This window comes from Arthrobacter sp. CAN_C5 (genome assembly GCF_017875735.1).
Taxonomy (GTDB): domain Bacteria; phylum Actinomycetota; class Actinomycetes; order Actinomycetales; family Micrococcaceae; genus Arthrobacter_D.
The window spans coordinates 705,287-728,858 of record NZ_JAGGMZ010000001.1; the positions used below are offsets into that span (position 1 = coordinate 705,287).

The 23,572-nt window shown below is 64.2% G+C and carries 23 protein-coding genes; 16 read left to right on the plus strand and 7 right to left on the minus strand.

Annotated elements, in window-relative coordinates; genetic code table 11:
* The first annotated feature begins 10 nt into the window (after positions 1-10).
* Positions 11-436, plus strand: coding sequence for a hypothetical protein (locus tag H4V95_RS03380; RefSeq protein WP_209728766.1), 426 nt, complete (start codon positions 11-13; stop codon positions 434-436).
* Positions 437-442: 6 nt separating this feature from the next.
* On the opposite strand, the gene H4V95_RS03385 is transcribed toward H4V95_RS03380, so the two are convergent.
* A complete protein-coding gene (locus H4V95_RS03385) occupies positions 443-880 on the minus strand; it encodes a VOC family protein (RefSeq protein WP_209728768.1) in 438 nt (145 codons plus the stop codon).
* Between the two features lie 308 nt (positions 881-1,188).
* On the opposite strand from H4V95_RS03385, the gene H4V95_RS03390 reads away from it, so the two are divergent.
* The 3 genes from H4V95_RS03390 to H4V95_RS18595 all read left to right on the plus strand — a co-directional run bounded on the left by H4V95_RS03390 (position 1,189) and on the right by H4V95_RS18595 (position 3,231).
* Positions 1,189-2,196 (plus strand): TerC family protein, encoded by a 1,008-nt coding sequence (locus H4V95_RS03390; RefSeq protein ID WP_209728771.1) that lies wholly within the window; start codon positions 1,189-1,191, stop codon positions 2,194-2,196.
* A 190-nt stretch (positions 2,197-2,386) separates the two neighbouring features.
* On the plus strand, positions 2,387-2,773 hold the full coding sequence (locus H4V95_RS18590; protein ID WP_209728773.1) for a PhzF family phenazine biosynthesis protein: 387 nt from the start codon (positions 2,387-2,389) through the stop codon (positions 2,771-2,773).
* Complete coding sequence (locus tag H4V95_RS18595; RefSeq protein WP_312884084.1) at positions 2,770-3,231, plus strand: PhzF family phenazine biosynthesis protein; 462 nt, start codon at positions 2,770-2,772, stop codon at positions 3,229-3,231. The genes H4V95_RS18590 and H4V95_RS18595 overlap by 4 nt, the downstream gene beginning before the upstream one ends.
* 563 nt (positions 3,232-3,794) lie before the next feature.
* On the opposite strand, the gene H4V95_RS03405 is transcribed toward H4V95_RS18595, so the two are convergent.
* Positions 3,795-4,628 (minus strand): hypothetical protein, encoded by an 834-nt coding sequence (locus H4V95_RS03405; protein WP_209728775.1) that lies wholly within the window; start codon positions 4,626-4,628, stop codon positions 3,795-3,797.
* Between the two features lie 370 nt (positions 4,629-4,998).
* Between H4V95_RS03405 and H4V95_RS03410 the strand changes: the two genes are divergently transcribed.
* The 5 genes from H4V95_RS03410 (at position 4,999) to H4V95_RS03430 (ending at position 10,903) form a co-directional block, all read left to right on the plus strand.
* Entirely contained in the window at positions 4,999-6,624 is a 1,626-nt protein-coding gene (locus tag H4V95_RS03410; protein WP_209728777.1) for an ABC-F family ATP-binding cassette domain-containing protein, read from the plus strand.
* Positions 6,625-6,789: 165 nt separating this feature from the next.
* Positions 6,790-7,998, plus strand: coding sequence for a thiolase family protein (locus H4V95_RS03415; RefSeq protein WP_209728779.1), 1,209 nt, complete (start codon positions 6,790-6,792; stop codon positions 7,996-7,998).
* Positions 7,998-8,741: an enoyl-CoA hydratase/isomerase family protein gene (locus H4V95_RS03420; protein WP_209728781.1), complete on the plus strand. Its 744-nt coding sequence runs from the start codon at positions 7,998-8,000 to the stop codon at positions 8,739-8,741. The genes H4V95_RS03415 and H4V95_RS03420 overlap by 1 nt, the downstream gene beginning before the upstream one ends.
* Complete coding sequence (locus H4V95_RS03425) at positions 8,738-9,619, plus strand: 3-hydroxyacyl-CoA dehydrogenase family protein (protein ID WP_209728783.1); 882 nt, start codon at positions 8,738-8,740, stop codon at positions 9,617-9,619. Before H4V95_RS03420 ends, H4V95_RS03425 begins: the two co-directional genes overlap by 4 nt.
* A gap of 159 nt (positions 9,620-9,778) precedes the next feature.
* Positions 9,779-10,903: a bifunctional 2-polyprenyl-6-hydroxyphenol methylase/3-demethylubiquinol 3-O-methyltransferase UbiG gene (locus H4V95_RS03430; protein ID WP_245345555.1), complete on the plus strand. Its 1,125-nt coding sequence runs from the start codon at positions 9,779-9,781 to the stop codon at positions 10,901-10,903.
* Between the two features lie 44 nt (positions 10,904-10,947).
* Here the strand turns inward: H4V95_RS03430 and H4V95_RS03435 are convergent, their stop codons facing one another.
* Positions 10,948-11,826: an SGNH/GDSL hydrolase family protein gene (locus tag H4V95_RS03435; protein ID WP_209728785.1), complete on the minus strand. Its 879-nt coding sequence runs from the start codon at positions 11,824-11,826 to the stop codon at positions 10,948-10,950.
* Between the two features lie 86 nt (positions 11,827-11,912).
* Between H4V95_RS03435 and H4V95_RS03440 the strand changes: the two genes are divergently transcribed.
* Both H4V95_RS03440 and H4V95_RS03445 read left to right on the plus strand, forming a co-directional pair.
* Entirely contained in the window at positions 11,913-12,662 is a 750-nt protein-coding gene (locus H4V95_RS03440) for a tyrosine-protein phosphatase (protein ID WP_209728787.1), read from the plus strand.
* A 78-nt stretch (positions 12,663-12,740) separates the two neighbouring features.
* Complete coding sequence (locus H4V95_RS03445; RefSeq protein WP_209728789.1) at positions 12,741-13,334, plus strand: GNAT family N-acetyltransferase; 594 nt, start codon at positions 12,741-12,743, stop codon at positions 13,332-13,334.
* Between the two features lie 8 nt (positions 13,335-13,342).
* Here H4V95_RS03445 and H4V95_RS03450 read toward each other — a convergent pair whose 3' ends face one another.
* Complete coding sequence (locus H4V95_RS03450; protein WP_245345874.1) at positions 13,343-13,693, minus strand: PaaI family thioesterase; 351 nt, start codon at positions 13,691-13,693, stop codon at positions 13,343-13,345.
* A gap of 192 nt (positions 13,694-13,885) precedes the next feature.
* Between H4V95_RS03450 and paaZ the strand changes: the two genes are divergently transcribed.
* A complete protein-coding gene (gene paaZ / locus H4V95_RS03455) occupies positions 13,886-15,970 on the plus strand; it encodes a phenylacetic acid degradation bifunctional protein PaaZ (protein ID WP_209728791.1) in 2,085 nt (694 codons plus the stop codon).
* A gap of 138 nt (positions 15,971-16,108) precedes the next feature.
* Here paaZ and H4V95_RS03460 read toward each other — a convergent pair whose 3' ends face one another.
* The 3 genes from H4V95_RS03460 to paaI are packed head-to-tail and all read right to left on the minus strand — an operon-like array spanning position 16,109 to position 18,545.
* Complete coding sequence (locus H4V95_RS03460; RefSeq protein ID WP_209728793.1) at positions 16,109-16,717, minus strand: TetR/AcrR family transcriptional regulator; 609 nt, start codon at positions 16,715-16,717, stop codon at positions 16,109-16,111.
* Positions 16,717-18,054 (minus strand): phenylacetate--CoA ligase PaaK, encoded by a 1,338-nt coding sequence (paaK, locus tag H4V95_RS03465; RefSeq protein ID WP_196865360.1) that lies wholly within the window; start codon positions 18,052-18,054, stop codon positions 16,717-16,719. Before paaK ends, H4V95_RS03460 begins: the two co-directional genes overlap by 1 nt.
* A complete protein-coding gene (gene paaI / locus H4V95_RS03470) occupies positions 18,051-18,545 on the minus strand; it encodes a hydroxyphenylacetyl-CoA thioesterase PaaI (protein WP_196865359.1) in 495 nt (164 codons plus the stop codon). Before paaI ends, paaK begins: the two co-directional genes overlap by 4 nt.
* Before the next feature lie 339 nt (positions 18,546-18,884).
* On the opposite strand from paaI, the gene H4V95_RS03475 reads away from it, so the two are divergent.
* From H4V95_RS03475 to H4V95_RS03490, 4 genes are read left to right on the plus strand one after another with little or no spacing between them, the layout of a single operon-like run.
* On the plus strand, positions 18,885-20,177 hold the full coding sequence (locus H4V95_RS03475) for an ABC transporter substrate-binding protein (protein ID WP_196865358.1): 1,293 nt from the start codon (positions 18,885-18,887) through the stop codon (positions 20,175-20,177).
* A 4-nt stretch (positions 20,178-20,181) separates the two neighbouring features.
* The gene (locus H4V95_RS03480) at positions 20,182-21,165 is read left to right on the plus strand and encodes a carbohydrate ABC transporter permease (RefSeq protein ID WP_196865357.1); all 984 of its coding nucleotides are present in this window, start codon (positions 20,182-20,184) and stop codon (positions 21,163-21,165) included.
* A complete protein-coding gene (locus H4V95_RS03485; RefSeq protein WP_209728796.1) occupies positions 21,162-22,076 on the plus strand; it encodes a carbohydrate ABC transporter permease in 915 nt (304 codons plus the stop codon). Before H4V95_RS03480 ends, H4V95_RS03485 begins: the two co-directional genes overlap by 4 nt.
* Complete coding sequence (locus H4V95_RS03490) at positions 22,073-23,563, plus strand: GH1 family beta-glucosidase (protein WP_196865355.1); 1,491 nt, start codon at positions 22,073-22,075, stop codon at positions 23,561-23,563. Before H4V95_RS03485 ends, H4V95_RS03490 begins: the two co-directional genes overlap by 4 nt.
* Positions 23,564-23,572 lie beyond the last annotated feature (9 nt).

Below are 23,572 nucleotides of genomic sequence, written 5' to 3' on the forward strand. Positions count from 1 at the left end.
AGGGGGAGTCATGAGACTCACTAAAATCCTCACCATCGCGGCGGCCTCGGCTGTGATCGCTCTCACGGGCGCCCCGGCGGCCCTCGGAGCTCCCGATGAGATTGTGTTCGTTCCCTTTGACGAGGCGACGGTGATCGACCCGAACACCGTCACCTTCGTGACCGGGGGCCTGCTTGACGCCAACGGAAACAATCTGTGTGCCGTCAACCCCGGTTCCATTGTGTTCCCGGATGGAACCTACCCCTGCTTCATCGATTTTGCGTCGCCCACGCCGGACCCCGCACCGCAGGTGGGTCAGCTGCCCGTGGGAGGGGTCGACACGGGGGTGTCCACGCCCCCCGTTCTGCCCGGGGTGACGGCCACGATCGCGGGAGCCGCCGCTGGGGCTCTCAGCCTTGCAGCAGCGGGCGTGGTGTTGCGGAGGCGGGACGTTTAGCCAGCGTCAGCCAATGCAGAACTCGTTGCCCTCGGGGTCGGCCATCGTGTACCAGATGTGCGGCCCCTGGTTCGCCTGGTAGAGGAACCGGGTGCCCCGTCCCTCAAGCCGGGACCGGAGTTGGTCCTTGTCGTCGCTTTCGAGGTTGATGTCCAGATGGCAGCGGTTTTTTGCGGTTTTCGGTTCGGGGACCGGTTGAAAGAGTATGCGCAACCGGCCCGGGGTGCCCTCCTCGCCGGGACGGCAGATAGCTGCGCCGTCCCGCCAGACCCGCACCCCGTTGTGCACCACCAGTTCGTCAGGTTGAGCCCAGCCTTTGGCAAGCACGTCATCGATGAAGGCCTGGTTCGTGGGCTCCACTACCCAGCCAAGCGTTTCAGCCCACCAATCCGCCTGCTGGTGAGTATCGGTGCAGTCGAAAGTGATCTGAATGTTGTAGGTCATGCACCGACACTAGGGAAGTACGGCTGCGGCAACCACCCCATAGCGGACAGCATTTGTCCGTGGGAGTGGGCCGTCCCTGGCAGCAGCTACTTCCACCACTGTGCTGGCCCGGGAGGTACCGGTTACTGGCAGTTGAGAGGATGGTTTTCGGTGAGCTAGAATCTTCTTATCAAGGGGAGTACTCCCGTCTGTGATTGGCCCGTCAATACGGATGCACTGAAGCATCCCGGGTCGTCAGTACCGGTGCCGTCCGGGCGGAGGAGACCTTGGCGTATTTGTTCAACGCCTAAACCCCTGGGAGTCTCCTCATGCAAATCACCCCTCAGATTTGGCTCATCACAATCGCTGTGACGATCCTGTTCTTCGTGTACGAGTTTTTCGCCCACGTGCGTAAACCCCACGAACCCTCCATCGGAGAATCGGCGCGCTGGTCCGCGTTCTATATCGGACTAGCGCTACTGTTCGGCGTCGGAATCGGAGTGGTCTCCGGCTGGAGGTTCGGTGGCGAGTACTTCGCCGGGTACCTCACCGAGAAGGCACTCTCGATCGACAATTTATTCGTCTTCCTCATCGTGATGACCGGATTTGCTGTGCCAAAGAAGTACCAGCAGAAGGTGCTGATGATCGGGATCATCATTGCCCTGATCCTGCGTGGCGGGTTCATCGCCATCGGGGCGGCCCTGATCGAGAACTTCTCCTGGGTTTTTTATATTTTCGGCGCTCTGCTGCTTGTCTTGGCGTACCGGCAAGCATTTGGCAGCCACGAATCCAATCCGGCTAACGGTAAGTTCATGGCACTGGTACGCCGGTTCCTGCCGGTCACGGATGAGTACCACGAGGACAAACTCACTGTGAAGCAGGGCGGGAAGCGGTTCGTCACGCCCATGCTGTTGACAATCATCGCGATTGGCTTTGTGGACCTCATATTCGCTGTCGATTCGATTCCCGCCATCTATGGTCTGACCAACGAGGCCTACATCGTTTTCACCGCCAACGCGTTCGCATTGATGGGTCTGCGTCAACTGTTTTTCCTCATCGGAGGGCTGCTTGAGCGCCTGGTCTACCTTGCCCAGGGTCTGGCCGTTATCCTTGGCTTCATCGGCGTGAAGCTCGTCTTCCACGCACTGCATGTCAACGAGCTTCCCTTCGTTAACGGCGGGGAACCGCTCCTCTGGGTACCAGAAATCCCCATCTGGTTCTCGCTGCTCTTCATCACCGCAACCATCGCTGTGGCGACCGTCGCGAGTCTGCTCAAAACCCGCGGAGCCGATGACAAGGACGACCACGCCGTGGCGACGGCAAAGCGCTCAAGCTAGCCTTCAGTCTCGAAATCGAGGAGTCCTGATAAGAGGGCTAGCGAAAGTCTGAGCTGTAGCCCTGCGACTGTAACCCTGCGTGTTACAGGGCGGTGGATGCTTCGTTTCCGGTGACGGTGCCTGAAAGGGTGGAATAGTGATGGTGTCCACAACGGGGCCTCGCCGAATGATTGGAGACCCCTTGACCATCATGCCTGCTCCTCAGATCGGCCGGTATGCCGCTTTCTCGGACCGGGCCGACTGTGGAAACCCCGCCGGAGTTGTCCTCGACGCACAGCATCTGAGCGTCGAGGACATGCAGCGCATCGCGGCCGATGTGGGAGATAGCGAAACCGCGTTCGTGATCTCTTCCCTCCAGCGCAACACCGCGCTGACAGTCCGCTATTTCGCACCCGGGGGCGAGGTCGATTTCTGTGGTCATGCGACCATCTCCACTGCTGTCGCGCTGGGACATGAACTAGGTTTCGGGGATTTCACACTGGATACCAGGGTGGGAAACGTTTTGCGTCAGCCACCACCACTGACGCAGGGACCAGCGGCGCATTCCAGAGCCCCACCATCTCAAGCGCACCCATAACTGCTGGTCAGCTCAAAGATGTCCTCCACCATCTCGGGTGGGACGGCACAGACCTGCATCCGGATTTCCCGCCGGCGATCGGATTCGGCGGCAACCATCACCCGGTGCTCGTCGCCTGCAACACATCGCGGCTTGCGCTGCTCAACTATGACTTTGAGAAACTCCGGGCCCTCTGTTTGGCGCAAAACTGGGTGACCGTCCAGCTCATCACCCCCACCGGGGCTGGGCAATGGCACTCACGGAACCCGTTTCCGTGGGGCGGAGTCATCGAAGACCCAGCCACAGGTGCAGCGGCAGCAGCCTTCGCCGGTTACCTTGCAAAGCTTGGCCGTGCCACAACCGGTGACACATTGACGATCACCCAAGGAGTCGAAATGGGACGCCGCAGCCACATCAACGTGGAACTCCTCGCCACCACCGCCCTGATCTCGGGATCAGTCACCCCTATCCGGGCTTGACCCCGACCGGACTGTTCGGGGGAATCAGCACTATGGATGGTTCAGACCGAAGGTCTCCTGATGGACTCCGGACAACACGCGCCCCGCCCGAGTGAGTAGCGACGCTGTTCGCTTCTGGGACTGTTCAGCCCTTCCAGGCGGAGGCGGGCCCGAGAATGGCGTCAGACCCGTCAGGTGCTGCGGGTGTAAGTTCCTTCAACTCTACGAAGAATGAATGAGTGTTCGACTGCCCGATATTGTCCCCTACGTGATCCTGGGCGGGCAACCAGCGGACAACCCCGGCGGGAAGGTCAACCTCCACTGACTTTCCATTGGCAGAGATACGACGGCGGAAATCGCTGGCAGTGATCATTACGCTATCCGGGTGATGATGTTCTGTGGTGACGTTCCCCGGTTCGTCCGTGTATTCGAGAACACGGACTCGCTCATTTTCGAATACAACGCGGTAGTTCTCAGGATTTGTCTCGACGGGATCCTTTGCCATGGACGGCAACTTACGCTCGTCCGAGGATAGTGGCAAGACAACGCGTTGACTCATCAATACCTACGATGATGATTGGCCGCTACGTCGGGCTGCTGAACGGTTCCAGTTTCCGTCCCGACCGCTTCCCGGTGGGCCCGCATACAGTGACGGTCAATATAGTGGCGGCCGCTCCGGCCGCCACTGCAACTGCGGACCGGGAACGACCGCGTTGCCCGATGATCACACCGGCGAATGCCCAGAGGAGAGTGCCGATGTAGAAACGGGAGGAGACGCTGGTGCGTTCCGGCATGGCCGCAGCTCTGGTGCCGAGCACACCGAGCCCCGCGAGGAGCGCCGCTCCTGCGGTGGCGGCTTTCGGCCCGGCGGGGACAATGTTGTTGCTGACGAGCATGGCTGCCAGGTTGACTCCGCATGCTGCCTGACCCCAGGCCGCGAGCATTCCCGCTGCGGGGGCGGCCGCAGCCACTTCTGCGGTGGTCAGATCGCCCTTGAGCTCTGCATGAGCGATTCGGCGGCGTCCCAACTCTGCGAGCACAGCGATTGTGACCAGCGCTCCCTGGGCGCTCCAGAACTTGCCGGATCGCACGAGTGGCGCCCAGATACCGGTGGCGGCGAACGCCCCGGCGAGAGGCCAGCCCACTGCACGCGAGATGTCCAGGTTCCGGGCCGGGCCGAGGGCCTGATGGACCGCGTAGGCGATGGACGAGGCGAAGATGGGGAACCAAACGGTAAAGGTGTAAGGGGCCGGTTGAATCACGTTGGGTGGAGCGTTCTCCCCGTTGAAGCGTGGACCGTAGACCGTTGGCAAGAGGACCTGGGCGGCAGCGGCCGCACACGTGAGCACGCGCCGGGATGGGTCGCCCGTGGCAAATGCCCACACTCGGCTGGGGAGACTGGGAACGGGGTCGGTCATGTGAACTCCTAGGAGGGTGCGAGCAATTCCCGGCCGGAACGCCAGTTTCATCAGTAGTGGGAAAGCAAAGTGGTGTCTCAGGCATCACTCCTGCGGGAGAGGAGTTCCTGACGTGCCGATTCCATCGCTGTCCCCGAGGGATGGGACTAGGGTAGGGCCTCACAGGGCTGGCAACAAGCCCTGGGGTGGTCACACTGGATCCGATAGCTGGGCTCCCCGTCACACCAGCGGGTTGACGGGCCCACCGTCCCGGGGCACGCTAGGGGCATGTGGAATTAGCCGCCCCGCCCGTCCCGTCGGTGCCCACCGTGCGCCGTGACAATGACGCGCCGTCCCACCGGTGCCCCCTTCCACAGTACGAGGAACCCCCGTGAGCGAACACATAGAGCTATCCGAGGTGTCCCATGGTTACGGCGATCGCCTGCTGCTGGATCACGTCAACCTGAGAATCGGCAGCGGCGAACGGGTAGCAGTGGTCGGTGAAAACGGTGCCGGGAAGTCCACCCTCCTGCGGCTCATCGCGGGGCTGGAGTCTCCCGACGGCGGTCAGGTCTCCGTGCACGGGGCAGTCGGTCACCTGCCGCAGACCCTCGACCATGCTCCGACCGACACGGTGCAGACGGTCATCGATACGGCGTTGGCCAGGATCCGCTCCATCGAGGCGGAGCTGCGGACCCGGGAGGCCGCGTTGGCTGTCGCTGACTCCGACGAGCTTGAACGCTATGGCGCGGCCCAATCCGCGTACGACCTCCATGATGGCTACGCCGTCGATTCTCGGGTCGATGCTGCACTCAGCCAGCTCCGCCTGGGTGGTCTGCAGCGGAACCGCACCCTCGACACACTGTCCGGTGGGGAGCAGGAACGTCTGGCGCTGGCCTGCCTGCTCGCGGATCCCGCCGCCATCCTGCTGCTGGATGAACCGACCAACCACCTCGACGACAACGCCGTCGCCTGGCTGGAGCGCGAGCTGGCCGCCCACCGGGGCGCGGTCGTTGCCATCTCCCACGATCGTTCGTTCCTGCGCACCTTCGCCACGACAATCATCGAGGTCGATGGCGACCGACGGGAGCTGCGCCGCTACGGTGACGGGTACAACGGGTATCTGCAGGCCAAGGCCGCCGAGCGGCGCCGCTGGGAACAGGACTACCAGCAGTGGATGGACGCCAAGGAAGCTGAACGGGCCAAGGCCGCGGCGGTCGAGGGCCGGATGGGTTACGGTCGGCGACGCGACGGGGACAAGATGGGCTACGACTTCAAGCAGGGAACGGTCCAGGAAGCAATCACCAGCCAGAAACGCAACGCCCTGGAACGCCTGCGCCGACTCCAGGAACACCCGGTGGACCGGCCACCGCAGCCACTGACACTCTCAGCACAGTTCGGGGGCCAGTCGCTCACTGGTACAGTCCTGGAACTGGACGGCGCGGCGGTAGCCGACCGACTCGCCGTGGAGGCCCTGGCTGTCGGAGCGGGGGACAACCTCCTGGTCACCGGACCCAACGGGGCGGGCAAAACCACCCTTCTCGAGGTCATGGCCGGGGTGTGTCCCGTGGACCGGGGCACCCTAGCCCAGCGCGGACACCTGGGGTACCTTCCGCAGGAACTGCGTCCACACCGGAAACCGTCAATGCGCCTGCTGCCAGCCTTTGCCTCCGGGCTCATCGGGGATCTGGAGGAGCATGCGGATCGCCTGCTGAACCTGGGCCTGTTCCGCACCGCTGATCTCCTGGTGCCTGTGGGATCGCTGTCCGCCGGGCAGTATCGGAGGCTCGCACTGGCCCGCCTGCTGGTGGGGCGCTACGACGTCATCCTGTTCGATGAGCCGACCAACCATCTGGCGCCCGTCCTGGTAGGGGAACTCGAGGAGGCCTTGGCTGGCTACGGAGGGACGCTGGTGATCGCCAGTCACGACCGCGAGCTGCGGCGGTGGTTCTCGACCCTCCCCACGGGGCGTGAGCTGCGGCTGGAATCCGGACGGGTCGCAGGATCGCCCAGCTAGACCCGGGCCGCCCAGGGAAAGTGCCTCACCAGCAGGCGAGTGGTGTGGCAACAACGCCTGTGCAGTAGCGCCACTTTTTTGGGCACGTCTGTAATATAGAACGAACGGTCAGTAATTGAGCTGGCCGAAGGACTAACAAAATCGCTGATGATTCTGGAGGCAGGCATGGCCGAGGCATTTCTGGTCGGCGGGGTTCGCACCCCGGTAGGACGCTACGGCGGGGCCCTTTCAGGAGTCAGGCCCGACGATCTGGCGGCGCTGGCGATCCGCGAAGCCGTAACCCGCGCGGGAATCGACCCCGGGGAAATTGACGAGGTAATCTTCGGCAACGCCAACGGAGCCGGTGAGGAAAACCGCAACGTCGCCCGGATGGCGTCCCTGCTCGCCGGCCTGCCGGAGACGGTTCCCGGCATCACCGTTAACCGGCTCTGCGCGTCAGGCCTGTCAGCAATCATTATGGCCTCCCACATGATCAAGTCCGGGGCAGCAGATATCGTCGTCGCCGGCGGCGTGGAATCCATGAGCCGTGCCCCCTGGGTAATGGAGAAACCCGCCAAGGCCTTCGCTAAGCCGGGCGATGTCTTCGACACCTCCATTGGGTGGCGCTTCACCAACCCGATCTTCGCGGCGCAGCACAAGACCACCTACTCCATGCCTGAGACGGCCGAGGAGCTCGCATCGGTCGACGGGATCACCCGTGACGAAGCCGACGCCTTCGCCCTGCGGTCCCATCAACGGGCCCTCGCCGCCATCGAGGCGGGCCACTTCCGCGACGAGATCGTGCCGGTGCCCACCCGTGCAGGCAAGCGGGAGGTCCTCGTCGACACCGATGAGGGTCCTCGCGCTGACACCACGCTCGACGTACTCGCGGGTCTCCGCCCGGTCGTCAAACGCGACGGGGTGGTCACGGCCGGCAACTCCAGTTCCCTGAACGACGGCGCCTCCGCTATCATCGTCGCTTCAGAAGCGGCGGTAAACCGACTGGGACTCGCAGCCCGCGCCCGCATTCTCGATGGCGCATCGGCGGGCGTGCCGCCGGCGATCATGGGCATCGGCCCGGTCCCCGCCACCCAGAAGGTGCTTCAGCGCACCGGCCTGGGCATCGGCGACCTCACCGCCGTCGAACTTAACGAAGCCTTCGCCACCCAGTCGATCGCCTGCATCCGCAGGCTGGGACTCGATGAGGAAGTGGTGAACCGGGATGGCGGCGCGATTGCCCTCGGACATCCCCTCGGCTCCTCCGGATCGCGCCTCGCCATCACCCTGCTGGGCCGCCTCGAACGTGAGGCACGCGGCGAGGGACGGGCGATCGGACTGGCGACCATGTGCGTCGGCGTCGGCCAGGGCACCGCAATGCTGCTGGAGCGCGTCTAGTGGCTGGGTTCACCACGCTGAAGGTGCGCGACGACGGCGACCGCCTCACGGTCCAGCTGCACCGGCCGGAGGTTCGCAACGCCATTGACCAGACAATGGTCGATGAACTGCATGCAGTGTGCGTCCTTCTGGAGAAAGAGCCCCGGGTCCTGATCCTCGCCGGGAGCAACGGCGTCTTTGCCTCAGGGGCGGATATCGCGCAACTGCGCGAGCGACGCCGGGACGATGCCCTTGCTGGTATCAACTCCACCCTGTTCGCCCGGATCGCCCGGCTGCCCATGCCGGTGATCGCCGCGCTCGACGGGTACGCGCTCGGGGGAGGTGCTGAGCTTGCCTACGCAGCAGATTTCAGGATCGGTACGCCCAGCCTGAAGATCGGCAATCCCGAGACCGGCCTTGGCATCCTCGCCGCGGCCGGTGCAACGTGGCGGCTGCGTGAGCTGGTCGGCGAGCCGCTCGCCAAGGAGATCCTGCTCGCGGGCCGGATCCTGGGGGCTGACGAGGCGCTCGCCGCCAGGCTCATCACCGAGATCCATGAGCCAGACGCCTTGCTCCCCGCCGCCAACGCGCTGGCCGTCCGGATCGGACGGCAGGACCCGCTGGCCGTCCGGATCACCAAGTCCGTGTTCCATGCCCCGCCCGAAGCCCACCCGGTCATCGACCAGTTGGCCCAGGGAATACTGTTCGAATCCGAGGCGAAGTTCGACCGGATGCAGGCATTCCTCGACAGGAAGAACAAATGACACCATCACCGGAAACCCCTGACACGGTTCCTATCCCCGACCTCGTCGGCGTCCTGGGCGGCGGCCGGATGGGGGCGGGTATCGCCCATGCGTTCTGCACGGCGGGTGCCACCGTTGTGGTCGTCGAGCGCGACGGCGACGCCGCCGAGGCAGCCCTCCAACGCGTCCTCGACGCACTCGGAAAAAGCGTGCAGCGCGGGACGACGACAGAGACCCTCGACACCCTTTCGGCACGGGTGTCCGTCTCCGTTGACTACGCAGCGTTCGAGTCATGCGGGTTGGTGGTCGAGGCGGTTCCTGAGGATACAGACCTCAAGTCAGCCGCCCTCACCGCCGTCGAGGAACGGCTGGCTCCCACCGCGTGGCTGGCGACCAACACCTCGTCCCTGTCCGTCAGCGACCTGGCCGAGAGACTGCAGCGTCCCGATCGCTTCTGCGGGCTCCACTTCTTCAACCCGGTGCCCGCCTCAACGCTCATCGAGGTGGTCCTGGCACGGCAGACATCGGACGAGCTGGCCGTCGCAGCGCGCGGGTGGGTGCAGCAGCTGGGGAAGACCCCCGTCGTCGTGAAGGATGCGCCTGGGTTTGCGAGCTCGCGGTTGGGCGTTGCGATCGCGCTCGAGGCCATGAGGATGGTCGAGGACGGTGTTGCCTCGGCCGAGGATATCGACACCGCAATGGTACTGGGCTACAAGCACCCGGTCGGCCCGCTGCGGACCACCGACCTGGTGGGTCTCGACGTCCGGCTCGGCATTGCCGAGTACCTGGAGTCGACGCTGGGGGAGCGGTTCGCGCCGCCTCAGCTGCTGCGGGACAAGGTGGCCCGCGGAGAGCTGGGCCGAAAGTCGGGCAAAGGCTTCTTTGACTGGACCGAGTAAACCAGGGGAGGGTCGAGGATTGCTGAAGTTGGTCGACTGGTTTCCACCAGCCAGGGCGAAGGCCTTGCCAGCGACCGCAAGGTGGGCCATAGTGGCAATCCACCGACGGCTTTGGTTGAGGAGCCGCCACACCCGGTGAGGTGTTCCAGGAGGCACCCTTTGAGCCAGCCCAGCCAACAATCACAGGATCACGAGCACACGACCCCAACCGCGGAGGCGGTGGCACAGCGTGTGCTCGATGCGTCCCTTGGCATGGTCGACGCGCTGGCCATCCATCTGGGAGACCGGCTGGGGTGGTACCGGCAGTTGCGGGATGGCGGACCCGCGACAGCAGCTGAGCTGGCCCAGCGATCCGGGACGAACGAGCGGTATACCCGGGAATGGCTGGAGCAGCAGGCGGTCACCGGAATCCTGTCCGTCGCTTCCGGACCGGCGGACGGTGTAGACGCCGCAGCGCGCGAGCGGCGATTCAGCATCCCCCCGGGCGCGGTGGAGGCGCTCACCGATGAGGGCAGCCTGAACTACCTCGCCCCGCTGGCCAGGATGTTTGCGGGCGCCGCGGTACAACTGCCATCCCTGCTGGACGCCTATCGGACCGGAGGCGGCGTGGGATGGTCAGACTTCGGCGCTGACGCCCGGGAGTCGCAAGCTGATATGAACCGGCCCTGGTTCGAGTCGGTCCTGCCTGGCGCGTTGCGGGGGATCGAACACCTTGATGCGCGGTTGCGCCTCCCCGGGGCCCGGATAGCCGATGTGGGCGCCGGGGGAGGATGGTCGAGCATCGCCCTGGCCCGCGCCTATCCGAACGCCACGGTGGAGGGCTTCGACGTCGACCCCGCATCAGTGAAACTGGCGACAGTCAATGCCACCCATGCGGGCATGCAGGACCGGGTCAGCTTCTGGGAGGCGGACGCCAAGGCGCTCCCCGCAGCGTCCTACGACGCCGTGTTCGCCTTCGAGTGCATCCACGACCTGCCCCACCCCGTGGAGGTCCTCGCCGCGGCCCGGCAGGCGCTCGCCCCGCATGGCACCGTGATTGTCATGGACGAGGCTGTCGCCGACACTTTCACCGCACCGGGGGATGAATTGGAGCGGCTCATGTACGGAGTCAGCCTGCTCGTCTGCCTGCCTGATGGCATGTCGCACAAACTCAGCACCGCCACCGGGACGGTGATGCGCCGCGACGTCCTGCACGCGTACGCGGTGGCGGCCGGGTTTGCCGGCATCAGGACGCTACCGATCGAGGACTTCGGTTTCTGGCGGTTCTACGAGCTGCTCCGATAGCCGTGTCTCACCCAGCGCCGGAGCCGTTCGGTGCCGGGTCCCGTTCAGCGCGCCAGGGTGGACAGGTTGACCATGCTGCGGACCGCCTTGAAGTAGCCCCGCTCATACCCCCTGGCGTTCGGGTGCAGATCGTCGATTGCGGTGAAACCGGTATAGGTGATCCAGGGGTCCCTGGTCCCGATGCCGTGTCCCTTGAACTTCTGGACCACGTCCACGTACTGCAGACGGTTGGCCTGGGCGTTGTGGCGGATGACCTCATTGAGCGCATCAGTGCCGTCATTGAACAATCGTTGCGCCTCCGTGCTGAGGAGTACTTCGGAGCCCGATCGTGGCGAGAACAGGTGAGGGTAGCCGGTGACCACAATCTCCGCCGTCGGCGCGGCGGCGCGGAGGTCCCCATACAGGTCATCCAGGGCGGCGGCGAGGGTGGTCTGAGCCTGGAGCGTGCGGGAATCAATGACCTGCTCGCAGACGGCGAGTGGTTGAGAGGCACACGCGCCCACCACCGAGCCGAAGTTGAGATCGTTGCCTCCCGCGGAAAGGGTGACCAGATCGGTGCCCTGTCCGATCAACCTGGCGCCGACGAGTTGCTCCAACTGCTCGGGAAGGTCAGGGACGGCGTCAGTACGGTCGGCGGAAGCCTTCGCTCCGCTGCAGGAGGCATTAAAGGTCAGTTCGATCCCCCGCCGCTCATCGAGGAGACCAGGCAGCCCCAGCGGTGATTGTCCGCAGGCGTTGACATAGGAGCCTGCACCGAATCCCGCGGCGTAGGAGTCCCCCAGCGCAACATAGTCGGCCGACACCCGGTGGCGGTCGGGGGTGGTGGCCGAGGTGGGGCCGGCGACGGTGCCGGCGACCAGGCCAAAAGCGAGAAGTGTGGCGGCAGTGCCGCGTCCCAATAGGGACCAGACGGGAGTTTTCATGGATTCAAGGTACTCCTGCAAAGGGCTTCCTGGATACGGGTAGCGGGAAGAACCCGCTACCCGGCCGACACTTGTTAGGGTGGGGCATGACCCCGCACCCAGACCAGGCCACCGACCCCTCCCGCGCGGGAATTGTCGGGTGGGACGGCGCGGTCAACGCCCGCGATCTTGGCGGCTTAGGCGGCCTCATTCAACCGGGCCGGATCTACCGGATGGGCCGCCACGAGTGGATCACCGCTGACGGCTGGCAGCACGCGCACGACGACGGCGTCCGCACCGTCGTCGACCTGCGGAATCCCGGCGAGTTTGGCCGGCGGGACAGCGACCCGGCGGTTGCCGATGAAGCCATGGGCCGTTTCTTCATCGTCAACCGCCCCACAGAGGACCAGTCCGACGCTGAGTTCATGGAGCTGGTCGGCCCGTACCTGAGCTCACCGAAGTACTATCTGGAGAATTTGCGGCGCTGGCCGGAAAAGATCGTCGCAGTGGTGAGGGCTGTGATCAACGCACCTGACGGCGGAGTCGTGGTCCACTGTTCGGCGGGCCGCGACCGCACTGGCCTCGTGGTGACGGTGATGCTGTCAGCCGCGGGGGTCCCTACCGACGAGATTGTCCAGGATTATGCCAGGGGCGTCCGGGGGATCAACGAGTTCCACTCCACGCAGGAGACTCCCCGAGAGGTTCCGCTGTCCGAAACTGAGCTGGTGGAGCGTCTTGACGGTGCGGTCGCCCATCTGCGGGAGCTGCTGGATGTCTTCGACGCCGAGCGGTATCTCCTGGATGCGGGCCTCACCGCGGCGGAACTGGCAGCGTTGAGGGCCCGGCTGACCGGCTAGCCTGGCCGGCTGACCTACCCAGCCAGTGGTTCCTCAGCGCAGCCCCCGGGAGGATGGATCGCGTGGTTGAATGAGCCCATGACCGCACTGCTGCCCGTAACGCTGACCGGCCCAACAATCACCCTGGAGCCGCTCTCGACTGAGCACCATGACGGGCTGGTCGATGCCGTCCGGGACGGCGAGCTGTGGAATCTCTGGTACACCTCGGTCCCCACCCCCGAGACGATGGCAGCGGAGACCGACCGGCGGCTGGCGCTCCAGGCCCAGGGCGCCATGCTGCCCTTCACCCTCCGCCGGAATGACAACGGCCAGGTTCTCGGCATGACCACGTACTGCAACATCGATGCCGACACCCCGCGGGTCGAGATCGGCTACACCTGGAACCGTGCCTCCATCCAGGGCACAGGAACGAACCCCGAAAGCAAGTGGCTGCTCCTGGCCCACGCCTTCGACCAGATCGGGTGCACCGCCGTCGAATTCCGCACCCACTGGATGAACCATCAGTCGCGGGATGCGATCGCCCGGCTCGGGGCCAAACAGGACGGCGTGTTACGAGCCCACCGGCGGGGGCCCGACGGAAGTCTTCGGGACACCGTCGTGTTCTCGATCGTCGCGGCCGAGTGGCCGCAGGTGTTGGCGGGGCTCACCTACCGGCTGGCAAGGAAGCGCTAGCGGATGACCTAGCGGCGGTCGATGATCAGGTTGGTGATCCTCAGGCTGCACAGGCGGGCGCCGTCGTCGTTGGTGAGGACCACCTCGTGGGTGGTGAGGGTGCCGCCCAGGTGGATCGGGGTGGCGGTGATCGTGACCAGACCCTCGCGGGCAGACTTGTGGTGGGTGGCTGAGACATCCACGCCCACGGCTGTCTTCCCCATGGTGCTCGCATGGATCACGGCTGCCCAGGACCCCACAGCCTCGCCCACGGCGAGGGAAGCACCGCCGTGCAGCAGACCGAACGACTGCCGGTTGCCCTCCACCGGCATGGTGGCTACCACCCGCTGAACCGACTGCTCAAGAATTTTCACGCCCATCTTCTCGTCGAGTTCGCCAAGCTGAATCTGCCAGACCTGATGGGTCACGGAGGGCTCCTTAGGGAGGAAAGAAACGGGTGCGGAAAATGTCGACTAATGTACGCTGGACATATTACCGAACGTCCGTTCAGTTATCCTCCTTCAGGGGGCGGCGGGCGCTTGAGACACCCAGAGGCGAAAGGTAAGTCGACGATGACTTCAACAGCGGTACGCGTTCAGACGGTTCCCAGTTTTATCGAGGATGCCTGGTGGACGCCCGACACCAGCTCCCTGACCGACCGCAACAGTGCGGATGTCAGGGATGCCAGCACCGGCGAAACACTCGCGGTAGTCAGCACCGAGGGCCTCGACGTCGCCCGGGTGGTCGACTACGCGCGCACCACCGGTCAGCGGACGCTGGGCGAATTCACGATCCACCAGCGCGCGCTGATGCTCAAGGCGCTGGCGCAGTTCCTCAACGACCAGCGCACCTCGCTGTACGAACTGTCGGCCCGGACCGGTGCCACGAAAATTGACTCGATGGTGGATATCGACGGCGGGATCGGGGTGCTCTTCACCTTCGGGTCCAAGGGTCGCCGCGAGCTGCCGAACTCGAACGTGGTGGTGGACGGGCCGCCGGAGATTCTCTCGAAGGATGGCACCTTCCTTGGCGAGCACATCTACACCCGGATCCCCGGTGCAGCCGTCCAGATCAACGCCTTCAACTTCCCTGTCTGGGGCATGCTGGAGAAGCTGGCTCCTGCCTTCCTGGCCGGAGTGCCGACCATCGTCAAACCGGCTACGCCCACCGGATACTTGACTGCCGCCGTCGTGAAGTTCATCATCGAGTCCAACATCCTGCCGAAGGGGGCGCTCCAGCTGATCTCCGGGTCCGCTCGTGACCTGCTGGATTACCTGGACTACCGGGACCTGGTGTCCTTCACCGGATCGGCGTCGACCGCCAACAAGCTGAAGTCCCACGACAACGTGGTGCACGGGGGAGTCCGCTTCACCTCCGAAACCGATTCCCTCAACGCCGCGATCCTCGGTGAGGACGCCGTCCCGGGCACACCCGAATTCGACGCGTTCATCAAGTCGCTGGTCACCGAGATCACCGTCAAGGCTGGACAGAAGTGCACGAGCATCCGCCGCACCATCGTGCCCAAGGCGCTGGTGAACGACGTCGTCGCGGCGGCGAAGGAGCGCATTGAGCAGCGCGTCGTCCTCGGCGACCCGCGGGCCGAGGGTGTCACCATGGGCGCCCTCGCATCGCTGGACCAGCTCAGGGATGTCAGAAGTGCCGTCGAGACGATGATCGCGGCCGGCGGTGAGCTGGCCTACGGCACCCTTGATGCTCCCCGCGTCACCCGCGCCGACGGCACGGTGGACACCGTCACCGACGGTGCTTTTATGTCCCCGGTTCTCCTGACCTGGGAAAACGCCGAGGCGATCGAACTGCACACTGTTGAGGCATTCGGTCCGGTGGCGTCGGTGATCGGGTACGACGACGCCGCCCACGCCGTCCGGCTCGCCGCCCTCGGCGCCGGGTCACTGGTGGCGACGGTCTGCACCAACGACCCCGCCGTCGCCCGCGAACTGGTCCTGGGTATCTCCGCCCACCACGGCCGGGTACTGATGCTCAACCGGGAAGATGCCCGCAGCTCCACCGGCCACGGCTCACCCGTGCCTCACCTGGTCCATGGCGGGCCGGGGCGTGCCGGCGGCGGCGAGGAACTCGGTGGTATCCGCTCGGTCCTGCACCACATGCAGCGCACTGCGATCCAGGGATCGCCGAACATGCTCACCGCGGTGACCGGTGTGTGGCATACCGGGGCCGACCAGCGGTTCGATGACGCCCACCCGTTCCGGAAAAATCTGGCCACCCTCCGGATTGGGGACGCCGTCCGCTCGGAGCTGCGACAGGTGACCCTCGAGGACATCACCGCGTTCGCGAACAGCACGGGGGACACTTTCTACGCGCATACCAACGAGGAAGCCGCGGCGGCCAACCCGTTTTTCCCCGGCATCGTGGCGCACGGGTACCTGTTGCTGTCCTGGGGTGCGGGATTGTTCGTCGACCCCGCTCCGGGTCCGGTGCTCGCCAACTATGGGCTGGAGAACCTGCGGTTCATCACCCCGGTGGCCGCCGGTGATTCGATCCGCGTCACCCTGACGTCCAAGCGGATCACCCCGCGTGAAGACGAAGAATACGGCGAGGTCGCCTGGGATGCGGTGCTGCACAACCAGAACGACGAGATCGTCGCCACCTACGACGTCCTGACCCTCGTCGAGAAGTAGGCCGCTACCTGCGAACCGACCCCAATCGGGGGTAGCACCACTGCGCCGAGGAGCCAGATCTGGTGGGTCCGGGGGTTCCTGGCCCACCAGATCTCACCGTTCGGGGGACGGGGTTGGCCGGGTCCTCGATGCAGCTGATCAGGTGCTGTGGAGCCCGTCGAAGACCATCGTGATGACGTCGTCGGCCAGCTGATCCGGTGACACCGCGCCGCCGGGTTTGTACCACTCGACAATCGAGTTGATGGTGCCGAACAGCAAGCGGGTGGTGGTGCGTGGGTCGATATCGGAGCGCAGGGACCCCTCGGTGCGCGCGGCGTCCACCAGTGCCGCCACCTGATGGTCGAAGGCCCGGCGACGTTCCAGGGCGCCGCGCTCCACCTCGGTATTCCCCCGAAGCCTCAACAGCAGGGTCACGAACGGGAGCCGCTCGATCAGCACGGCGATGGTGCCCCTCAACACGAACTCCAGCCGGGCGTCTGCCTTGCCCGAGGTGGCGGCTGGATCGGTCAGCACGGCTTCCAGCCCGCCGAGTGCGTGATCGAGCGCGAGGCGGAGCAGGTCCCCCTTGGAGGGGACATGGTGGTAGATGGCGGACTTGCTGATCCCCAGGTTCTCGGCGAGGATGCCCATCGACGTTGCCTCATAGCCGTGTCGGTTGAACACGTCGACGGCGATCGTCAGGACGGTCTGCTGGTCGTAGCCGGGCCGCCCGCGGCGGTTGCCCGTCTGCGGGGAAGCGGTCGGCATCAGCTGCCGCCCTTGGGTCGCAGGTCATAGATGCGGCGGAGTTTGCCGCTCGACCGGGCCAGTGAACCCGGCTCAGCGACGGTGACCGCGCAGCTGGACCCGATGTGGATCTTGATCTGCTCGCTGAGGTGGCTGGCCGCTGTTTCGGCGTCGTGCGCTGAAACCCCTTCCCGTGGTTCAATCTTGACGGTCATGGCATCCATCCGCTGGCCTTCCGGACGGGTGATCTCCAGCTGGAAATGCGGGCTGAGCGCCGGGATGCGAAGCGCGATCTCCTCGATCTGGGTAGGGAAGAGGTTGACCCCGCGGAGGATGATCATGTCGTCGCTGCGTCCGGTGATGCGACCCATCCGGCGCATGCCGGGCCGCGCGGTGCCGGGAAGCAGTCGGGTCAGGTCGTGGGTGCGGTACCTGATGATGGGTAGCGCCTCCTTGGTGAGGGAGGTGAACACCAGTTCTCCGTGCTCGCCGTCGTCGAGCACCTTGTCGGTGAACGGGTCGATGATCTCGGGCCGGAAGTGGTCCTCCCAGATGTGGGAGCCGTCCTTACTTTCGACGCATTCACCTGCCACACCGGGGCCCATCACCTCGGACAGGCCGTAGATGTCACAGGCATCGAACCCCATCCGGCTCTCCAGTTCGTGGCGCATCTCCTCGGTCCAGGGCTCGGCGCCGAGCACAGCAGTCTTCAGGGACGTGCTGGCGGGGTCGATGCCCGCGGCAGCCATCGCGTCAAGGATGGTGAGCAAATAGGTGGGGGTCGCCAGGATCGCGTCGGGTTCGAAGTCGGAGATCAGCTGGACCTGTCGCTCGGTCTGCCCGCCCGAAATGGGGATCACGGTGCAACCGAGCTTCTCGGCCCCGAAGTGGGCCCCGAGGCCTCCGGTGAAAAGCCCGTAGCCGTACGCGTTGTGGACCTTGTCGCCCTTCTTGACGCCCGACGCGCGGAGCGACCGGGCCACCAGCGTGGCCCAGCGGTCAAGATCACCGGTGGTGTAGCCGACGACCGTCGGGCGGCCAGTGGTGCCCGACGACGCGTGGATCCGCGCCACCCGGTTCTGGGGGACGGCGAACATCCCAAAAGGGTAGGTTCGCCGCAGGTCCTCCTTGGTGGTGTACGGGAAGGCCGAGAGGTCGCTGAGTTCCTTGAGGTCGGTGGGGTGCACCCCCGCCGCATCGAACTTGTCCCGGTACAGCGGCACGTTTTCGTAGGCGTACTGCACGGTGTGCTTCAGGCGGGTTAGCTGAAGAGCCTCGATCTGATCGCGGGACATCAGCTCCTCGGCGTCGAGGGTTGCGGGATCCGCGGCGGTGGCCTTGAGTGCCGTGCTGGTCATGGGAGGCTCTTTTCTGTCCTGGTGCCGGTGGAGCTGTCGGAGGTTGCGTTGTTGGGCATGATGCGTTGCGGATTCGGGATGGTGCGGGACCGCCCACGGAACTCGGCAATCGCACGCGTGCCCTCGCTGTTCTCGGCGGTCACCGAAATGTCGTAGAGACCGCTGCGCCCCGCCGACGCGCGGCGGGTGGCGGTGGCAGTCAGTCGGTCGCCGGGCTGCGCGGATGCGAGGAAGGTGATGTCCGCGCCCGAGGCCACCGTGGCAGTTTCGGTCTTACCGACCGGGTTGCAGGCCAGGGCGAACGCCGAGTCGGCGAACGCAAACACCATCCCGCCGTGAGCTATCCCGAACCCGTTCAGCATTTCGTGGCGGAGCGTCATGGTGATCACCGCGTAACCGTCGTCGAGGGCAACGACGTCGATCCCGAGCCAGCGCGAGGCGTGGTCCCGTTCGAGAATCGGATGCGTGGGTTGGACGCCGGTGTCCGCCATTGGAGCCTCACTTAGGTATCGCTGATAGGTGATTCATTTTAGTGACCGAATGTTCATTCAGATAATCCCGCGGGCGGGACGGTGTCAAGAGATGACGCACTAGCGGACGGGTCGATGGCGCACCCGCGTGGCCGGACGCGTTCCATGGCGCATAACGATTTGATTACGGCCGATTCGAGCACGCTCGTCTGACTAGGAGCTTTGGTTCGAAGTGATCCCGAAATGGATCCGTGGAAGCGCTCCCACTTGACATGAGACGCAGGTCACTCAAAGATGAATCAAGAACGTGAGAGCGCTCCCATGACGATTTAGGTCAACACCCGACAAAGGAGTCACCCCGTGCACAATCGAGCAAGATTCACCGCACTATCAGCCAGCGCAGTTTGCCTGGCCCTCGCCGTCTCAGCCTGCGGTTCCAATTCAGCCCCGGCGGGCAATATCGACGACGCTACCGGCGAGTCAGACGTCACCCTCACCGTTGCCACCTTCAACGAGTTCGGGTACGAGGACCTCTTCACCGAATATGAAGAACTCAACGACAACGTCACCATCGAACACAAGAAAGCGGCGACCTCCAACGAGGCCCGTGATAATCTCACGACCCGCCTCGCCGCAGGATCAGGTTTGTCCGACGTCGAAGCCATCGAGGTTGACTGGCTGGCCGAACTGATGGAATTCCCCGACCAGTTCGCTGACCTCGCCGACCCGGCAGTCGACGGCCGCTGGCTGGACTGGAAAACCGAGGCCGCCACTACCCCCGACGGCAAGCTCATTGGGTATGGCACCGACGTTGGCCCCCAAGCTGTTTGCTACCGGTCCGACCTCTTTGAGGAAGCCGGTCTGCCCACCGACAGGGAGGAAGTCGCAACGATGCTCGGCGGTACCTGGGATAGCTACTTCGAGGCTGGCCGGGACTTCGTCGCCGCAAGCGACGGAGTCGCGTGGTTCGATTCGGCGGGAGCCACCTACCAGGGCATGATCAATCAGGTCGAAAACGCCTACGAAACTGAGGACGGCACCATCATCGCCGCCGACAACGCTGAGGTTAAGGAGATCTACGAAACGGTTCTCGCTGCCTCCGTTGACGACAATCTTTCGGCACACCTGGGCCAGTGGAGCGAAGACTGGACCGCAGGATTCCAGTCGGATGCGTTTGCCACCATGCTGTGTCCCGGCTGGATGCTCGGTGTGATTGAAGGCAATGCCGACGGCGTAGAGGGATGGGACATCGCCAACGTCTTTCCCGGCGGCGGCGGCAACTGGGGAGGATCCTATCTGACGGTTCCGGTACAGGGTGAAAACCAGGCCGAGGCCAAGAAACTGGCGGACTGGCTCACCGCACCCGAGCAACAGATCAAGGCGTTCACCTCGAAGGGAACCTTCCCAAGCCAGGTTGATGCTCTCGAAAGCCCGGATCTGCTGAGCGCAACCAACGAATTCTTCAACGAAGCACCCACCGGCGAAATCCTTGCCGAAAGGGCTTTGGCCGTGGATGTCACCCCCTTCAAGGGGCCGAAGTATTTCCCGATCAATGATGCGATGCAGCAGGCCCTGACGCGAGTCGATGTCGATCAGACAGACGACGAGGCATCCTCCTGGGACAAGTTCGTCACCGCGGTCAACGCTCTCTAACATCATGGCCATCACTGACCGCGGGCTGAAACCAGCCCCGCCCCGGCGCCCACCAGAGTCAAGGAGGGTCCGGCGAATAGCTTTCTCCCATCGGCTCTCCCACTGGGATGTGAAGTTCTCCCCCTACCTCTACATCTCGCCGTTCTTCCTCCTGTTCGCCATCACCGGTCTCTTCCCCCTGGGATACACGGCCTGGGTTTCCATTCATAACTGGAACCTGATCGGCGGGCAGGGGGAGTTCACCGGATTGGAAAACTACTCGTTCGTCCTGTCCCAGCCGTTCTTCTGGAATGCAGTGGGCAATACCTTCAGTATCTTCCTGCTGTCCTCGGTGCCTCAGGTGGTGGCGGCGCTGGTCATTGCGGCTTTCCTTGACGCCAACCTCAGGGCAAAAACGTTCTGGCGGATGGGGGTCCTGATTCCCTTCGTCGTCGCGCCCGTTGCTGTTGGTCTGATCTTCAACAATCTCTTTGCTGACCAATTTGGACTGGTCAACGAAATCCTGCGGTTTCTCGGGTTTGAGGGAATCCGGTGGCATTCTGATGCCACTGCCAGCCATGTGGCCATTGCCACCATGGTGAACTTCCGCTGGACCGGATACAACACCCTGATCTTCCTCGCCGCTATGCAGGCGATTCCCAGGGACGTCTATGAGTCAGCAGCGATCGATGGTGCGGGCCGGCTGCGCCAGTTCTTTTCCCTCACGGTCCCAATGCTGCGACCCACAGTAATCTTTGTGGTGATCACCTCCACCATTGGCGGACTTCAAATCTTTGATGAGCCACGCGTCTTCGACCAGTATGGGCTGGGCGGGTCAGACCGACAGTGGCAGACCCTCACCATGTACATCTGGGAACTCGGGTGGGGGCAACGCAACTTTGGACGCGCGTCAGCCGTTGCCTGGCTGCTGTTCCTCATCATCGTGCTGATCGCTGTGCTGAACTTCTTCATCACCCGTCGCATCGCTAACCAGGGAGGTGCCAAGTGAGTTCCATACCGTTGATCGCACAGACAGCCGGCAAGGGAGCGGCGAAGGCTGCCGCCCGTAAGGGCGGCCGCCGACGGCGCCCGGGTCCAGGGGGGACCGGCCGGCGTCCGGGTTTCATCACCTACGGCTTCCTCGGCGCAGTCCTGCTGGGTTCGTTGTTTCCGCTGTACTGGTCGTTCCTCGTCGGCAGTCACGACAGCACTGTTCTCTCGAGAGGGATCCCCTTAATCCCGGGAGGCAACTTCCTGGCCAACGCGGCAGAAGTGATGGATAGCATCCCGTTCTGGCAAGCGCTAGGCAACTCCCTGGTGGTGTCCACCGTCACGGCGTTTTCGGTGGTGTTTTTCTCCACGCTGGCGGGGTTTGCCTTCGCGAAACTGAAGTTCAGGGGCAGCAAATGGCTGCTGGTGTTCGTCATTGCCACCATGGCTGTGCCGACCCAGCTCGGTGTGGTGCCATTGTTCATCGTCATGTCCAGGTTCGGTTGGACCGGGTCTCTGTGGGCGGTCATCATCCCGGCCCTCGTGACGGCGTTCGGTGTGTTCTGGATGACCCAGTACATCAGGGAAGCCCTGCCCGATGAGCTGATCGAGGCGGTGCGGGTGGACGGCGCGTCAATGATCAGGGCGTTCTGGCATGTGGGCCTTCCGGCCGCGCGGCCCGCCGCCGCCATGCTGGCCCTCTTCACCTTCATGGCCACGTGGACCAACTTCTTCTGGCCGTTCATTGTGCTCGATCCCAGTAACCCCACCCTTCCGGTGGCACTGCAGCTACTGCAGGCAGCACACTTCGTCGACTACTCAGTGGTTCTCGCAGGTGCAGTGCTTTCGACCATTCCGCTCCTGCTGGTATTCGTTATTGCAGGACGCCAACTCGTTTCAGGAATCATGCAAGGAGCAGTTAAAGGATGACCACTACACCCATCACCTTTCCAGAGGGTTTCCTCTGGGGTGCAGCCACGGCTGCCTACCAGATCGAAGGGGCGGCCCACGAGGGCGGCCGGCAGGATTCCATCTGGGACGTGTTTTCTCGGGAGCCCGGCGCGGTGGCCGATGCGCACAACGGTGACATCGCCTGCGACCACTACCACCGGTCGGCTGAGGACGTTGCTCTGATGAAACAGCTCAACCTTCAGGCCTATCGCTTCTCGACCTCCTGGGCCAGGTGCATGCCGGACGGTGTGACTCCCAACGTCGAGGGAATCGAGTTCTATTCACGGCTGGTGGACCAGCTCGTCGCCGCAGGGATCAAGCCCTGGCTGACGTTGTACCACTGGGACCTGCCGCAAGCTCTGGAAGCCCAGGGTGGGTGGGCTAATCGTGAAACCGCCTACCGGTTCGCCGAGTATGCCGCGGTAATGCATGAGGCCCTTGGCGACCGGGTCCGTATCTGGACCACACTGAACGAGCCGTGGTGCTCCGCATTCCTGGGCTATGCAGGGGGAATCCACGCGCCGGGACGTCAGGAACCGCGTGCGGCACTGGCGGCCGCGCACCACCTGCTCCTGGGACACGGCCTGGCCGCGCAGGAGCTACGTCGCCGCGACCCATCCGTAGAGCTGGGTCTTACCCTGAATCTCACGGTGCCGGATCCTGTGGATCCAGCCAGTGATGCCGACGTCGATGCCGCTCGCCGCATCGATGGCCAGTTCAACCGGATCTTCCTTGATCCGGTGTTCCGGGGAGAATACCCCGAGGATGTGCTCGACGACGTCCGCCACCTCGGTCTGGACGACTTCATTCAGAGCGGTGATCTGGCCATCATTGCCGAGCCTCTCGACCTTTTGGGAGTGAACTACTACCACGGCGAGGCAGTCACAGCGTCAGCAGACCCAGCCGATGGCGGCAGTCAAGCACCGGAGGGGCGGCCTGTCTCGTCACCGTACGTGGCGGCCGACGGGATCCGTTCGATTCCGCGGGGTCTCCCCGTCACCGGGATGGGCTGGGAGGTGCAACCCGAGGGGCTGCGACGGCTCCTGGGACGCGTCCACCGGGAATACACCGGTCCTGCCGGGATCCCGGTCTATATCACCGAGAACGGGGCTGCTTACGACGACCTGCCCGATGACCTCGGTTATGTGGACGACCAGGACCGCTTGGCCTATTTCGAGGCGCACCTGCGCGCCGTGAAGGAGGCGATCAACGATGGTGCCGATGTCCGCGGATATCTTGCCTGGTCCTTCCTCGACAACTTCGAGTGGGCCTGGGGCTATCACCAGCGTTTCGGTCTGGTCCGGGTTGACTATGACACCCAACAGCGGATCCCCAAAGCAAGTGCCCTGTGGTTTTCGCAGGTAGCTAAGACAAACGCGCTACCGCCCTCAGCGCGCTCCATCGATAGTGCCTCCATGGAGGGGGCGGCAGGGCCGGGGGAGGTCATGGCAACCGTCCCCCGGTGAGCTTCACCG

Excerpts from the sequence above, each read along its gene's own strand:
- H4V95_RS03380 (WP_209728766.1), top strand. The coding sequence starts at position 11 with ATGAGACTCACTAAAATCCTCACCATCGCGGCGGCCTCGGCTGTGATC.
- H4V95_RS03435 (WP_209728785.1), bottom strand. The coding sequence starts at position 11,826 with ATGAAAACTCCCGTCTGGTCCCTATTGGGACGCGGCACTGCCGCCACA.
- H4V95_RS03440 (WP_209728787.1), top strand. The coding sequence starts at position 11,913 with ATGACCCCGCACCCAGACCAGGCCACCGACCCCTCCCGCGCGGGAATT.
- H4V95_RS03390 (WP_209728771.1), top strand. The coding sequence starts at position 1,189 with ATGCAAATCACCCCTCAGATTTGGCTCATCACAATCGCTGTGACGATC.
- H4V95_RS03490 (WP_196865355.1), top strand. The coding sequence starts at position 22,073 with ATGACCACTACACCCATCACCTTTCCAGAGGGTTTCCTCTGGGGTGCA.
- H4V95_RS03445 (WP_209728789.1), top strand. The coding sequence starts at position 12,741 with ATGACCGCACTGCTGCCCGTAACGCTGACCGGCCCAACAATCACCCTG.
- paaK (WP_196865360.1), bottom strand. The coding sequence starts at position 18,054 with ATGACCAGCACGGCACTCAAGGCCACCGCCGCGGATCCCGCAACCCTC.
- H4V95_RS03460 (WP_209728793.1), bottom strand. The coding sequence starts at position 16,717 with ATGCCGACCGCTTCCCCGCAGACGGGCAACCGCCGCGGGCGGCCCGGC.
- H4V95_RS03450 (WP_245345874.1), bottom strand. The coding sequence starts at position 13,693 with ATGGGCGTGAAAATTCTTGAGCAGTCGGTTCAGCGGGTGGTAGCCACC.
- H4V95_RS03415 (WP_209728779.1), top strand. The coding sequence starts at position 6,790 with ATGGCCGAGGCATTTCTGGTCGGCGGGGTTCGCACCCCGGTAGGACGC.
- paaI (WP_196865359.1), bottom strand. The coding sequence starts at position 18,545 with ATGGCGGACACCGGCGTCCAACCCACGCATCCGATTCTCGAACGGGAC.
- H4V95_RS03385 (WP_209728768.1), bottom strand. The coding sequence starts at position 880 with ATGACCTACAACATTCAGATCACTTTCGACTGCACCGATACTCACCAG.
- H4V95_RS03425 (WP_209728783.1), top strand. The coding sequence starts at position 8,738 with ATGACACCATCACCGGAAACCCCTGACACGGTTCCTATCCCCGACCTC.
- H4V95_RS18590 (WP_209728773.1), top strand. The coding sequence starts at position 2,387 with ATGCCTGCTCCTCAGATCGGCCGGTATGCCGCTTTCTCGGACCGGGCC.
- H4V95_RS03405 (WP_209728775.1), bottom strand. The coding sequence starts at position 4,628 with ATGACCGACCCCGTTCCCAGTCTCCCCAGCCGAGTGTGGGCATTTGCC.
- paaZ (WP_209728791.1), top strand. The coding sequence starts at position 13,886 with ATGACTTCAACAGCGGTACGCGTTCAGACGGTTCCCAGTTTTATCGAG.
- H4V95_RS03480 (WP_196865357.1), top strand. The coding sequence starts at position 20,182 with ATGGCCATCACTGACCGCGGGCTGAAACCAGCCCCGCCCCGGCGCCCA.